Source organism: unidentified bacterial endosymbiont (genome assembly GCF_918797525.1).
GTDB lineage: Bacteria > Pseudomonadota > Gammaproteobacteria > Enterobacterales > Enterobacteriaceae > Enterobacter.
In genome coordinates, this window is the sequence record NZ_OU963893.1 from 458,134 (window position 1) to 472,116 (window position 13,983).

The 13,983-nt window shown below is 56.0% G+C and carries 8 protein-coding genes; 7 read left to right on the forward strand and 1 reads right to left on the reverse strand.

Annotated features, from left to right (window positions below; translation table 11 throughout):
* Window positions 1-2: 2 nt before the first annotated feature.
* From bcsZ to NL510_RS02175, 5 genes are all read left to right on the forward strand, one after another.
* Complete coding sequence (gene bcsZ, locus NL510_RS02155) at window positions 3-1,109, forward strand: cellulose synthase complex periplasmic endoglucanase BcsZ (RefSeq protein WP_253384709.1); 1,107 nt, start codon at window positions 3-5, stop codon at window positions 1,107-1,109.
* Window positions 1,091-4,573 carry a cellulose synthase complex outer membrane protein BcsC gene (gene bcsC / locus NL510_RS02160; RefSeq protein WP_253381214.1) on the forward strand — a complete coding sequence of 1,161 codons (3,483 nt, stop codon included), beginning with the start codon at window positions 1,091-1,093 and terminating at the stop codon, window positions 4,571-4,573. The genes bcsZ and bcsC overlap by 19 nt, the downstream gene beginning before the upstream one ends.
* A 119-nt stretch (window positions 4,574-4,692) precedes the next feature.
* Entirely contained in the window at window positions 4,693-6,699 is a 2,007-nt protein-coding gene (gene hmsP / locus NL510_RS02165) for a biofilm formation regulator HmsP (RefSeq protein WP_253381216.1), read from the forward strand.
* A 159-nt stretch (window positions 6,700-6,858) separates the two neighbouring features.
* On the forward strand, window positions 6,859-8,145 hold the full coding sequence (locus NL510_RS02170; protein WP_253381218.1) for a dicarboxylate/amino acid:cation symporter: 1,287 nt from the start codon (window positions 6,859-6,861) through the stop codon (window positions 8,143-8,145).
* A 227-nt stretch (window positions 8,146-8,372) separates the two neighbouring features.
* Window positions 8,373-9,872 (forward strand): M16 family metallopeptidase, encoded by a 1,500-nt coding sequence (locus tag NL510_RS02175; protein ID WP_253381220.1) that lies wholly within the window; start codon window positions 8,373-8,375, stop codon window positions 9,870-9,872.
* Window positions 9,873-9,923: 51 nt separating this feature from the next.
* Here NL510_RS02175 and kdgK read toward each other — a convergent pair whose 3' ends face one another.
* Window positions 9,924-10,853 carry a 2-dehydro-3-deoxygluconokinase gene (gene kdgK, locus NL510_RS02180; RefSeq protein ID WP_253381222.1) on the reverse strand — a complete coding sequence of 310 codons (930 nt, stop codon included), beginning with the start codon at window positions 10,851-10,853 and terminating at the stop codon, window positions 9,924-9,926.
* Window positions 10,854-11,083: 230 nt separating this feature from the next.
* On the opposite strand from kdgK, the gene pdeH reads away from it, so the two are divergent.
* Together pdeH and NL510_RS02190 are read left to right on the forward strand one after the other, a co-directional pair.
* Window positions 11,084-11,857 carry a cyclic-guanylate-specific phosphodiesterase gene (gene pdeH, locus NL510_RS02185; protein ID WP_253381224.1) on the forward strand — a complete coding sequence of 258 codons (774 nt, stop codon included), beginning with the start codon at window positions 11,084-11,086 and terminating at the stop codon, window positions 11,855-11,857.
* A 65-nt stretch (window positions 11,858-11,922) separates the two neighbouring features.
* Entirely contained in the window at window positions 11,923-13,965 is a 2,043-nt protein-coding gene (locus NL510_RS02190; RefSeq protein ID WP_253381226.1) for an AsmA family protein, read from the forward strand.
* Window positions 13,966-13,983: the final 18 nt, after the last annotated feature.

The following is a 13,983-nucleotide window of genomic DNA, read 5'->3' on the forward strand; positions in this document are numbered from 1 at the left end:
TGATGAAAGCCTTTCGCTGGTATCTGGTCGCAGCGTTGATGCTGACGACGATGGATCTTCGCGCCGCCTGTACCTGGCCTGCCTGGGAGCAGTTCAAAAAGGATTACATCAGCGAGGGCGGGCGTGTCATTGACCCCAGTGACACGCGCAAAATTACCACCTCAGAAGGACAAAGCTACGCGTTGTTCTTTGCCCTGGCCGCGAATGACCGCAAGACGTTTGAGCGCCTGCTGGCATGGACGCGTGATAATCTTGCCGAAGGTCATCTGGACGACCATCTCCCCGCCTGGCTGTGGGGGCAAAAAGACAAAGACACCTGGGCGGTGATCGACGCCAATTCGGCCTCGGATGGCGATATCTGGATTGCCTGGTCACTGCTTGAAGCCGGTCGTTTATGGCAAAACCCGGACTACACGCGTACAGGTGAGGCGCTTCTCAAGCGCATCGCCAGCGAGGAAGTGGTGAACGTGCCTGGGCTGGGTTTAATGCTATTGCCGGGTAAAGTCGGTTTTGCCGACGAGAACGGCTGGCGTTTTAATCCCAGCTATCTTCCCCCTCAGCTAGCGAGCTATTTCACGCGTTTTGGCGCTCCCTGGACCACGCTCCATGAAAGCAACCTGCGTTTATTGCTGGAGACGGCGCCAAAAGGGTTTTCTCCGGACTGGGTGCAATATCAAAAAAACAGAGGCTGGCAGTTGAAACAGGACTCCTTGTTGGTGGGCAGCTATGACGCCATCCGTGTCTATCTTTGGGTGGGGATGATGAGCGATAAAGACCCTCAGAAAGCCCGACTGCTGACACGTTTCCAGCCGATGACCGCAATCACGGCGACGCAGGGCGTTCCGCCGGAGAAAGTGGATGTGGCGAGCGGGAAAGCCACGGGAAAAGGGCCGGTCGGTTTTTCCGCCTCAATGCTGCCATTTTTACAAAAACGTGATGCACAGGCCGTCCAGCGCCAGCGCGTTGCGGACCATTTTCCCGATAACGATGCCTATTACAGCTACGTGCTGACGCTCTTTGGCCAGGGATGGGATCAGCATCGTTTTCGCTTCACCGCAAAAGGTGAATTAATACCGGATTGGGGCCAGGAATGCGCAAGTTCACAGTAAATCTCCTCAGTTTATCACTTGGCCTGGTCCTGATGCCGCTGGCTCAGGCCGCCAATTCTCCGCAGCAGCAACAGCTGCTGGAGCAGATACGTCTGGGGGAATCGACACAGCGCGAGGATTTGGTTCGCCAGTCGCTTTATCGCCTTGAGCTAATCGACCCGAACAATCCCGACGTCATTGCCGCACGCTTTCGTTATTTGCTTCGCCAGGGCGATGCTGCCGGGGCGCAAAAAGAGCTGGATCGCCTGAATGGGATCGCTCCTGGCTCCAGCGTCTACCAGTCGTCGCGCAACACGATGCTGCTTTCCACGCCAGAGGGGCGCCAGTCTTTGCAGCAGGCTCGATTGCTTGCCACTACGGGCCACACGCAGGAAGCGATTGCCGCCTACGACACGCTCTTTTCCGGAAATCCGCCGGATGGCGACCTGGCGACGGAATACTGGAACCTGGTGGCGAAAGATCCTGCCCGGCGTAGCGCTGCTATTAATCAACTGAAAAAGAACAATGTCAGCAGTCCAGGCAACACTCAGCTACAGGCCACGCTGGCGCAACTGCTGTTCCAGACCGGACGCCGTGACGAAGGCTTCGCACTGCTGCAGGATATGGCTAAATCCAGCGCGGGCCGCAATCAGGCGTCTGAGATGTGGTACCAGCAGATCAAAGACCAGCCAGCCAGTAGTGCCAGCGTCAGCGCCCTGCAAAAATACCTGAGCGTATTTAGCGATGGAGACAGTGTGACGGCGGCGCGTTCTCAGCTTGACGCCCAGCAAAAGCAGCTCGCCGACCCGGCGTTTCGCGCTAAAGCGGAGGGGTTAGCCGCGGTGGATGCCGGGCAGGGCAGTAAAGCGGTGACGGAGCTGCAGAAAGCGGTCAGCGCAAATCACGCCGACAGCGAAGCCGTGGGCGCGCTGGGGCAGGCGTATTCACAAAAAGGCGATCGCGCCCGCGCGGTAGCGCAGTTAGAAAAAGCGATCGCTCTCGATCCGCAGAGCGATAACCGCAGCAAATGGGACAGCCTGCTGAAGGTGAACCGCTACTGGCTATTGATCCAGCAGGGTGATACGGCCTTGAAAGCCAACAACACGGCGCAGGCCGAACGTTACTACCAGCAGGCGCGTAGCATCGACAATACCGACAGCTATGCGCTACTGGGGCTGGGTGATGCCGCTGCGGCGCGCAAGGATAATGACGCCGCCGAGCAGTATTATCGCCAGGCATTGCGTATGGACAGCGGGAACAGCAATGCGGTACGCGGCCTTGCCAATATCTATCGCGCGCAGTCTCCCGAAAAGGCCTCGCAGTTTATCCAGTCGCTCTCTGCCAGCCAGCGCCGCAGTATTGATGATATCGAACGTAGCCTGGCCAACGAACAATTATTGGCGCAGGCGGAACGGCTGGAAAACCGAGGCAATTACGCGCAGGCGGCAGAAATTCAGCGCCGTCGCCTGGTGCGCTCTCCGGGCGACGTATGGATAACCTACCGACTCGCGCGCGATCTTTACAGCGCAGGGCAGCGCAGCCAGGCCGACACCCTGATGCGTCAACTGGCGAGCCAAAAACCCAGCGATGCGGAACAGGTCTACGCAAATGGACTTTATCTGTCGGGTAACGATCGGGACCACGACGCGCTGGCGCACCTGAACACGCTGGCGCGCGACACGTGGAACGGCAATATCCAGGCGTTGGCCGATCGCCTGCAGGGGAATCAGGTTCTGGAAACCGCCAGCCGCCTGCGTGACAGCGGTAACGAGCGGGAGGCTGAAAATTTGCTTCGCCAGCAGCCCGCCTCAACCCGTCTCGATTTAACCCTCGCTGACTGGGCGCAGCAGCGTGGCGACCGGGCCACGGCGAAAACGGCCTACAACACCGTTCTGCAACGTGAACCGCATAATGAAGATGCGATCCTCGGTCTGACGGAAGTGTCTCTTTCTGAAGGCAATAACGGCGCGGCGCGTGCCGCACTGGCGAAACTGCCTGATGCACAGAACGGCCAGCCGCCGTCGCTCAACATGCAGCGCCGGATTGCGATGGCGCAGGCGGGGCTGGGCGATACGTCGGCGGCAGAGCAGATCTTCAACCCCCTTATTCCGCAGGCCAAATCGCAGCCAGCTTCCATGGAAAACGCGCTGGTACTGCGTGATGCGGCCCGTTTCCAGGCGCAAAACGGCCAGCCTCAGCGGGCGCTCGACACCTATAAAGACGCAATGGTCTCGTCTGGTATCACCTCCACGCGAGCGAAGGATAACGACAGCTTTACCCGTCTGACCCGTACCGACGAAAATGACGACTGGCTGAAACGCGGCGTGCGCAGCGATGCCGGAGAGTTGTATCAGCAGCAGGATGTTAACGTCACGCTGCAACATGATTACTGGGGTTCCAGCGGTACGGGCGGGTATTCCGATCTCAAAGCACACACCACCATGCTACAGGCGGATGCGCCCCTGGCGGATGGGCGGATGTTTTTCCGTAGCGATCTGGTCAATATGGATGCCGGTTCGTTTGCCACCAATAACGGCACCTACGATCCGAAATGGGGAACCTGCGCCGAAACACCGTGTCGCGGCAGCACTAACCAGTCCGCCAATGGCGCGAGCGTCGGCGTGGGCTGGCAGAACAAAACCTGGGCGTGGGACATCGGGACTACGCCGATGGGCTTTGATGTGGTGGATGTGGTCGGCGGCGTAAGCTATAGCAGTGACCTCGGACCGGTGGGTTATACACTCAATGCCCACCGTCGTCCGATCTCCAGCTCTCTGTTAGCCTTCGCCGGGCAAAAAGATAGCAATACTGGCACCACCTGGGGCGGCGTGCGCGCAACCGGGGGTGGGGTGAGCCTAAGCTATGACAAAGGCGAGGCGAACGGTATCTGGTCGAGCCTGAACATGGACAGCCTGAACGGTAAAAACGTGGAAGATAACTGGCGTATTCGTTGGATGAGCGGTTATTACTACAAACTGATCAATGAGAACAACGAACGTTTGACGGCCGGCGTCTCTACTATGATCTGGCATTACGATAAAGATCTCAGCGGCTATACGCTGGGCCAGGGCGGCTATTACAGCCCGCAGGAGTATCTCTCTTTTGCGCTGCCGGTGACGTGGCGTAAGCGCACCGCGAACTGGTCATGGGAACTGGGCGGCTCCGTCTCCTGGTCGCATTCAAAGACAGACGATGCGTTGCGTTATCCGAACCAGGAGTTGCTCCCAACCGATGAACCTGGACGGTATACCGACAGGGGCGAAAGAGAAACGGGCAGTAGCTCTTCCGGCACGGGTTATACCGCCAGGGCGATTATCGAACGTCGCGTAACGTCCAACTGGTTTGTTGGTCTCGGCGTAGATATTCAGGAAGCGAAAGACTATACCCCAAGCCATGCGTTGCTGTATGTGCGTTACTCTGCCGCCGGTTGGCAGGGCGACATGGACCTACCGCCGCAGCCGCTTACACCCTATGCGGACTGGTAATCGGATTTCACTTAATCGATTTGTAAGTCTCTCTTAAAAGCATAGCAATCGGGTATACTCAGGCGCACCAGGTTCACTCCCTGGTGCGCCCTGCGCTTCGAGTTTTTTGGAGAGTCATTTTGCGTCTCAGCCGTTCTTTAACGATCAAACAGATGGCGATGGTTTCTGCCGTTACGATGCTGTTTGTACTACTTTTCTGCGTAATTTTGCTGTTTCATTCCGTACAGCAGAATCGCTATAACACGGCTTCGCAATTAGAAAGCATCGCCCGCGCGGTGCGTGGCCCGCTGTCTGCCTCCATCCTGAAAGGGGATATTCCGGAAGCGGAAACCATTTTAAAGAGCATCCAGCCCGCCGGGGTTGTCAGCCGGGCGGACGTAGTACTGCCCAACCAGTTCCAGGCGCTGCGGATGAGCTTTATCCCGGAGCGTCCCGTTCCGGTAACCGTCATGCGGTTATTTGAGCTACCGGTACAAATCTCTCTGCCTTTGTATTCACTTGAGCGCCCTGCCAATCCGCAACCTTTGGCCTATCTGGTCCTGCAGGCGGACTCATATCGCATGTATAAGTTCGTCATGAGCTGGGTTGTCACGTTAGTGACCACTTGCTTACTTATGACGTTGATCCTGAGCGTGGCGCTAACCTGGTGTATTAACCGTTTGATTGTGCATCCGCTACGACGCATCGCCCGGGAACTGCATGCTCTTTCCCCGCAGGAACAGCATGGCCATCAGCTGGCTCTGCCGTCCCTGCATCACGACGATGAAATTGGCATGCTGGTGCGCAGTTACAACATCAATCAACAGCGGTTGCAGCGCCAGCAGGACGCGCTAAACAACAGCGCCACCCGTTTCCCGGTGTCCGAACTCCCCAATAAAGCGTTCCTGATGGCGATGCTGGAGCAGACCGTGGCGCGTCAGCAAACCACGGCGCTGATGGCTATCGCCTGCGAAACGTTGCAGGACACCGCAGGCGTGCTCAAGGAGAGCCAGCGCGAAGTGCTGCTGCTCACGCTGGTGGAAAAAGTAAAATCGGTCCTTGCCCCGCGCATGGTGTTGACCCAGGTGAGCGGTTATGACTTTGTGATTATCGCTCACGGGGTCAAAGAGCCGTGGCACGCCATTACGCTAGGTCAGCAAGTACTCACTGTTATTAATGAGCGGCTGCCGATCCAGGGTATCCAGCTACGGCCGAGCGCCAGCATCGGCATCGCCATGTTCTATGGCGACCTGACGGCAGAGCAGCTCTACAGCCGCGCCTTCTCGGCGGCCTTCACTGCGCGGCGCAAAGGCAAAAACCAGATCCAGTTCTTCGACCCGGAGCAGATGGAAAAGGCGCAGCAGCGGCTAACCGAAGAGAGCGATATTCTGACCGCGCTGGATAATCATCAGTTCGCCATCTGGCTGCAGCCGCAGGTGAACTTGCTGACCGGGGAAGTCAATAGTGCCGAAGCCTTGCTGCGCATCCAGCAGCCGGATGGCTCCTGGGAGCTACCCGAGGGGCTGATTGAACGCATCGAGTCCTGCGGCCTGATGGTCACCGTCGGCTATTGGGTGCTGGAGGAGTCGTGCCGTCAGTTGGCCGCCTGGCAGGAGCGGGGTGTAAGGCTGCCGCTGTCGGTCAATCTCTCCGCCCTGCAGCTGATGCATCCGACGATGGTCTCTGACGTGCTGGAACTGATTCATCGTTACCGCATCCAGCCTGATACGCTGATCCTGGAGGTGACGGAAAGCCGCCGTATTGACGATCCTAATGAGGCCGTCGCCATACTGAAACCGCTGCGTAATGCCGGCATCCGCATTGCGCTGGATGACTTTGGCATGGGCTACGCCGGGCTGCGCCAGCTTCAGCATATGAAAACGTTGCCGGTGGATGTGCTGAAAATCGACAAAACCTTTGTCGAGGGTTTACCGGAAGACAGCAGCATGGTGGAGGCCATTATCCAGATGGCGCACAGCCTCAATTTGCATGTGATTGCGGAAGGCATCGAAAACCAAACGCAGTGCGACTGGCTGGCCGAAGCGGGCGTAGAGAGCGGACAAGGCTTCTTATTTGCCCGTGCCGTGCCGCCAGATATCTTTGAGCAACGATATCTTTCCAGCGTTGGCAATCAGGTAAACCTGTAATTTTGTTGCTGGCTTGTGCGAGTCAGCTCAAAGTTTTTAACATTTGTGTTTCAAATTTGCGCCGGGTTTATTTCTGTCCTGTTATGTGGGTGTTATTTTAGAGCCGCAGGTTAACCATAACCTTAAAAAACCTGTGGTTTTTCTTCCCAAGGACACCCTATGAAAACCTCAATCTTCAAAAGTCTTTACTTTCAGGTTCTGACAGCCATCGCAGTGGGTATTCTGCTTGGTCACTACTATCCTGAACTGGGCGCCCAGATGAAACCGCTTGGCGACGCGTTCGTTAAGCTCATCAAAATGGTCATTGCGCCGGTTATCTTCTGTACGGTGGTGACCGGTATTGCTGGCATGGAAAGCATGAAAGCGGTCGGTCGTACCGGTGCTGTAGCGTTACTCTATTTCGAAGTGGTCAGCACCATTGCCCTGATCATCGGTCTGATCATTGTTAACGTGGTGCAGCCAGGCGCGGGCATGAACGTTGACCCGGCAACCCTTGATGCCAAAGCGGTGGCCATCTACGCCGAGCAGGCGAAAGATCAGGGCGTTGTGGCCTTTCTGCTGGACATCATCCCCGGTAGCGTGATTGGGGCTTTTGCCAGCGGCAATATCCTGCAGGTCCTGCTGTTTGCCGTGATGTTTGGCTTTGCTCTGCACCGTCTGGGCAGCAAAGGGCAGATCATTTTCAACGTGATTGAAAGCTTCTCGCAGGTCATTTTCGGCATTATCAATATGATCATGCGCCTGGCGCCGATTGGTGCCTTCGGGGCGATGGCTTTCACCATCGGTAAGTACGGGGTGGGTACGCTGGTACAGCTGGGGCAGTTGATTATCTGCTTCTACATCACCTGTATTCTGTTCGTGGTGGTGGTACTTGGTTCCATTGCCCGCGCCACGGGTTTCAGTATTTTCAAATTTATTCGTTACATTCGCGAAGAGCTGTTGATTGTTCTGGGCACATCCTCATCGGAATCCGCGCTGCCGCGTATGCTCGATAAGATGGAAAAACTGGGCTGCCGCAAGTCGGTGGTGGGTCTGGTTATCCCGACGGGCTACTCCTTTAACCTCGATGGCACGTCAATATACCTGACGATGGCGGCGGTGTTTATCGCCCAGGCGACCAACAGTCACATGGATATTTTCCACCAAATAACCCTGCTGGTGGTGCTCCTGCTTTCATCGAAAGGGGCTGCAGGCGTAACTGGCAGCGGCTTTATCGTGCTGGCTGCCACCATTTCGGCGGTGGGACATCTGCCGGTGGCGGGCCTGGCGTTGATTCTCGGTATCGACCGTTTCATGTCTGAAGCCCGTGCGTTAACTAACCTGGTGGGCAACGGCGTGGCGACGGTAGTGGTGGCAAAATGGGTGAAAGAGCTGGATCACAAAAAGCTCGACGACACCTTAAATAACCGCACGTCGGGCGACAAAACGGCTGATTTATCTTCCTGACCTCCTGATAAATGCCCGTATTCCCTTGTCGGGATGCGGGCACCTGCGCATAATAACTGTTCATACCTGTCATAATTCGACAAGATTTTTTTTGGGTATATTTCACTTCTGGCCGTGACGTTTTGCCGAACACGCGGTCTAATCTGTATGTTTTTATCGTTATCTTTTAGAGTGAAGCGCGTCGCGAGACACTCTTTTTTAACCAGGAATGTTGATCAGGGGTTCACATGCAGGGCACAAAAATTCGACTTTTAACCGGCGGTTTGCTGATGATGGCAGCAGCCAGTTATGTGCAGGCAGATGCGCTCCAGCCAGACCCGGCCTGGCAACAAGGGACTCTGGCGAATGGTTTCCAGTGGCAGGTCTTAGCCACCCCGCAGCGTCCCAGTGACCGCATTGAAATTCGTCTGTCTGTGAATACCGGCTCCCTCACCGAAAGCACCCAGCAGGCCGGTTTTAGCCGTTTTATTCCTCGACTGGCGCTCACTCAGAGCGGCAGTTTGCAAGCGGTTCAGGTGCGTTCTATGTGGCAACAGGCCATCGATCCGAAACGCCCGCTGCCTCCGGCTGTTGTCTCCTACGACTACACCATGTTTAACCTGAGCCTGCCTAACAACCGTAACGATCTGCTAAAAGAAGCGCTGACTTATCTCTCCGATGCCACCGGCAATCTGGCGATTACGCCGGAAACCATCAACTATGCACTGAGCAACAGCGATATGGTCGCAACCTGGCCCGGGGACACCAAAGAAGGCTGGTGGCGCTACCGTCTGAAAGGTTCAGCGCTGCTTGGGCACGATCCGGCCGAGCCGCTGAAGCAGCCCGTAGACATTGAGCAGGTCAAATCCTTCTATCAGAAGTGGTACACCCCGGATACAATGACTCTGATCGTGGTCGGGAATGTGGAAAGCCGCGCGGTGGTTGAACAGATCAACAAAGCCTTTGGGGGTCTGAAAGGGAAGCGTGAAACGCCAGCGCCTGTCCCGACGCTTTCGCCCCTGCGCCCGGAGCCTGTAAGCATCATGACGGATACCGTGCGTCAGGATCGGCTGTCCGTGATGTGGGACACTGCCTGGCAGCCCATTCGCGAGTCAGCCGCGCTGCTGCGCTACTGGCGTGCGGATCTGGCGCGTGAAGCCTTGTTCTGGCACGTTCAGCAGACGCTGAGCAAGAATAACGTCAAGAACATCGGTCTGGGCTTCGATTGCCGCGTGCTGTTCCAGCGTGCGCAGTGCGCGGTTAACATTGAATCGCCGGGCGACAAGCTGAATGCAAACCTTGGGACTGTCGCCAAAGAACTGGCGAAAGTGCGTAAAGAGGGCCTGTCAGAAGACGAGTTCAACGCGCTGGTCGCGCAGAAAAAACTTGAGCTGCAGAAGCTGTTTGCAACCTATGCTCGCGCCGATACTGATATTCTGATCAACCAGCGTATTCGTGCCTTGCAGAATCAGGTGGTGGATATCGCGCCTGAGCAGTATCAAAAGCTGCGTCAGGACTTCCTGAATGGTTTGACCGTCGATATGCTCAATCAGGATTTACGTCAGCAGCTATCGCAGGATATGGCGCTTATCCTTCTGCAGCCGAAAGGCGAGCCGGAATACGACATGAAAGCGCTACAGGCAACCTGGAATTCGATCATGACCGCACAGACCCAACCCGCGCAAGCTCAGGCTGCAGCGGCAGATGATTTACACCCGGATGCAACGGATATTCCGCAGGGGCAGTAGCTCCTCACCCCGACTCCTCTCTCCCGACAGGGGAGAGAGGACGTAACACCGTTAAGCTGGCATTGCTTCACGTGGAATAATCGCCCCGCGATACTGAATTACCGTGCTGGCCGTCAGGTGACCGCGCTGTGCCGCCGCTTCAGGTGTGCCACCGGTCAGACGTACAGCCAGGTAGCCTGCGCTGAATGAATCTCCGGCTGCCGTCGTATCAATCACTTTCTCTTTCGCCAGTTTCACTGCCGGAACCTCAACCACAGCCTCGCCCGCAACGGCGACCAGGCAAGACTCTGCGCCGCGCTTAATCACCACTTCCGTGACGCCTGCAGCTAAAGTGCGGGCGATAACCTCATCAACCGGTTTCTCGCCCCATAACGCATCTTCGTCATCCAGTGTCAGGAACGCAATATCGGTACATTGCAGCATGTGTTGATAAACCTGCTGCGTCTCTTCGCGGCTGGCCCACAGGCGCGGACGGTAGTTATTATCGAAAATCACCTTGCCGCCATTGGCGCGGCACTCGCGCAGCAGCGACAGCAGCTTTTCACGGCTGGTGGGGCTTAAAATCGCCAGGCTAATTCCGCTCAGATAGAGGTAATCGAAAGTAGACAGCTCTTCACAGATCGCGGGCGCGGCATCGTTCTCAAGCCAGAATTTGGCCGCCGCTTCGTTACGCCAGTAGTAAAAGGTGCGTTCGCCAGTGCTGTCGGTTTCAATGTAGTACAGGCCCGGCAGGCGGTTTTCCATGCGCTGAATCAGCGTGGTTTGTACATTTTCACTCTGCCAGGCTTCCAGCATTTGCTGGCTGAAGCTGTCCGTTCCCAGCGCCGTCACGTAGTTCACGGCAAGCGCCTCAGGCGCAACCTGACGGGCAATATACACGGAGGTATTTAAGGTATCGCCACCAAAACCGCGGCTGACTTCCGCTCCTTTTTGGGACAACTCAATCATGCATTCGCCTATCACGGCAATTTTTTTAGACATAGTCGTGAACCTGAACAGAGTAATTAAAGGTAGTGTGCGCTGAGTGAATAATGTGGTCAACTATATTAAAACGACGTTCCATTATTTTTTTTGCGCCAGCGCGTGTTCCTGCTAGTTTCTCTCATTTTAATTTCATTTTCCCGGCGAACTGAACATAAAGTTCTTAATTAGCGCGCCGATAACCCAGTGACGAGTCCAGAAAGGTCATCCCCAACAACAGGACATCTGAAATGAAGTCAAAGCAGGTTATCCAGCGGCTGAGCACTACGCCTGAGGCAAGTATTGAGAACTTGCAGGAGCATCGCTACTGGCTGCAATGTGAGCGCACCTATACCTGGCAACCGATCTACCGAACAGACGGACGCCTGATGGCGATAGAAGTTTTAACGGTCGTGACACATCCTTCGAACCCGTCACAGCGCATCGCGCCGGACCGCTATTTTGCTGAGGTTGCCGTGCGCCAGCGTATCGATGTCCTGGAAGAACAGCTACGGATGCTGGCGACGAAGCAAGCCTTTTTCGAGCAGCATAATATTCTCGCCTCGGTGAATGTGGATGGCCCGACGCTGCTGGCGTTGCGCCAGAATCCGAAATTGCAGGAATTGATCGCTTCTCTGCCATGGATGCGCTTTGAGCTGGTAGAACATATCCGCTTACCCCAGGATTCATCCTTTGCGTCGATGTGCGAATTCGGTCCGCTGTGGCTGGATGATTTTGGCACCGGGATGGCAAATTTCTCCGCCCTCAGCGAAGTTCATTACGACTACATCAAAGTGGCGCGCGACCTGTTCATTATGCTGCGCCAGACGCCGGAAGGGCGGAATTTATTCACGCTGTTACTCCAGTTGATGAACCGCTATTGCCAGGGCGTTATAGTTGAAGGCGTTGAAACGCTGGAAGAGTGGTGTGATGTCCAGAACTCGCCGGCCGCTGCCGCGCAAGGCTATTTTCTCTCTCGACCGGTTCCGATGGATACTCTTGAATCGGTGATTACGACGCTCTGATCCGCCCGCTTCCTTTTGTCTGGACTATAGTTTTATAGGCAAGGTCATCAGGAAAGGGGACTAAAATGACAAAAACAACCAGGGTTATTTCCTGGACTGCAGGGATATTCTTGTTGTTGATCGTGGTGCTCATCATCATTATCGCTACGTTCGACTGGAACCGCCTCAAACCAACCATCAACCAGAAAGTCTCAACGGAGCTAAATCGCCCCTTCGCGATCCGTGGCGATTTGGGCGTGGTGTGGGAGCGTCAGAAAGAGGAGACCGGCTGGCGAAGCTGGGTGCCCTGGCCGCACGTTCATGCCGACGATATTATGCTTGGCAACCCGCCGGATATTCCGGAAGTTACCATGGTCCACCTGCCGCGCGTCGAGGCCACTCTGGCACCGTTGGCGCTGTTCACCAAAACCGTCTATCTGCCGTGGATCAAGCTTCAGCAGCCTGATGCGCGTCTCATCCGTCTGTCAGAAAAAAAGAATAACTGGACCTTTAACCTCGCCAGCAGCGACGAAAAAGATGCCAACGCCCAGCCTTCATCCTGGTCTTTCCGCCTCGATAATATTCTCTTCGATCGTGGGCGGATCGCCATCAACGATAAGGTCAGCAAAGCCGATGTTGAGATCCTGGTCGATCCGCTGGGCAAACCGCTGCCGTTCAGTGAAGTCTCCGGCAGTAAGGCCAGGGGCGATAACGCGAAAGCGGGGGATTATGTATTTGGCCTGACGGCGAAGGGGCGTTACAACGACCAGCCGCTAACCGGTAAAGGGAAAATTGGCGGTATGCTGGCCCTCAGGAGCGAAGGCACGCCGTTCCCGGTGCAGGCGGATTTCCGTTCCGCAAACACGCGCGTGGCGTTTGTGGGCACGGTCAGCGACCCGATGAATATGGGCGGCGTAGACCTGCAACTGAAGTTTGCCGGTGATTCGCTGGGGGAGCTGTATGAGCTAACGGGCGTGTTGCTGCCGGATACTCCGCCGTTTGAGACTGACGGACGGCTGGTGGCGAAAATAGACCCTGAGAAATCCTCGGTCTTCACGTATCGGGATTTCAACGGCCGCATTGGCGACAGTGATATCCACGGTGCGCTGACCTACACCACCGGTAAACCGCGTCCGAAGCTGGAAGGGGACGTGGAGTCACGCCAGCTGCGCCTGGCCGATCTGGGGCCGCTGATTGGCATCGATTCGGGTAAAGGCACGAACTCAAAAGAGGTGAAAAAGGACACCCAGCCTGCGGGCAAAGTGCTGCCTTACGATCGCTTCGAAACCGACAAGTGGGATGTAATGGATGCGGATGTACGATTTAAAGGAGGTAAAATTGAGCATGGCAGCACCCTGCCAATCAGTAACCTCTCGACCCATATCATCCTCAAAAATGCTGACCTGCGTCTGCAGCCGCTGAAATTTGGCATGGCGGGCGGGACTATCTCGTCGAACATTCATCTGGAAGGCGATAAAAAGCCGATGCAGGGGCGGGCAGAAATACAGGCGCGCAGGCTGAAGCTGAAAGAGCTAATGCCCAACGTCGAGCTAATGCAGAAAACCCTCGGCGAAATGAACGGCGATGCGGATATTCGCGGGGTGGGAAATTCCGTGGCGGCGCTGTTGGGCACTAGCAACGGTAATCTGAAGCTGTTGATGAACGACGGGTTAATCAGCCGTAATTTGATGGAAATTCTCGGACTTAACGTCGGAAACTTTATCGTCGGACAGATTTTTGGTGACGATGAGGTACGGGTAAACTGCGCGGCGGCGAACCTGGATCTGGTTAACGGCGTGGCGCGGCCGCAAATATTTGCGTTCGATACGGAAAACTCGGTGATCAACGTGACCGGTACGGCCAGCATGGCCTCTGAGCAGCTTGATTTGACCATCGATCCGGAAAGTAAGGGGATCCGTATTATCACCCTGCGCTCACCGCTCTACGTGCGCGGCACCTTTGAAAACCCGCAGGCGGGCGTTAAAGCCGGTCCGCTGATCGCCCGCGGCGCGGTAGCGGCAGCGCTCGCCACGCTGGTCACGCCTGCTGCGGCGTTGCTGGCGTTGATTTCGCCGTCTGAGGGGGATGCAAATCAGTGCCGGAATATTCTGGCGCAGATGAAGAAGTAGCCTTTCGTCGCCCTCTCC

Coding starts and splice junctions, on each gene's coding strand:
- bcsZ (WP_253384709.1), top strand. CDS start 3: ATGAAAGCCTTTCGCTGGTATCTGGTCGCAGCGTTGATGCTGACGACG.
- bcsC (WP_253381214.1), top strand. CDS start 1,091: ATGCGCAAGTTCACAGTAAATCTCCTCAGTTTATCACTTGGCCTGGTC.
- NL510_RS02170 (WP_253381218.1), top strand. CDS start 6,859: ATGAAAACCTCAATCTTCAAAAGTCTTTACTTTCAGGTTCTGACAGCC.
- NL510_RS02175 (WP_253381220.1), top strand. CDS start 8,373: ATGCAGGGCACAAAAATTCGACTTTTAACCGGCGGTTTGCTGATGATG.
- kdgK (WP_253381222.1), bottom strand. CDS start 10,853: ATGTCTAAAAAAATTGCCGTGATAGGCGAATGCATGATTGAGTTGTCC.
- pdeH (WP_253381224.1), top strand. CDS start 11,084: ATGAAGTCAAAGCAGGTTATCCAGCGGCTGAGCACTACGCCTGAGGCA.
- NL510_RS02190 (WP_253381226.1), top strand. CDS start 11,923: ATGACAAAAACAACCAGGGTTATTTCCTGGACTGCAGGGATATTCTTG.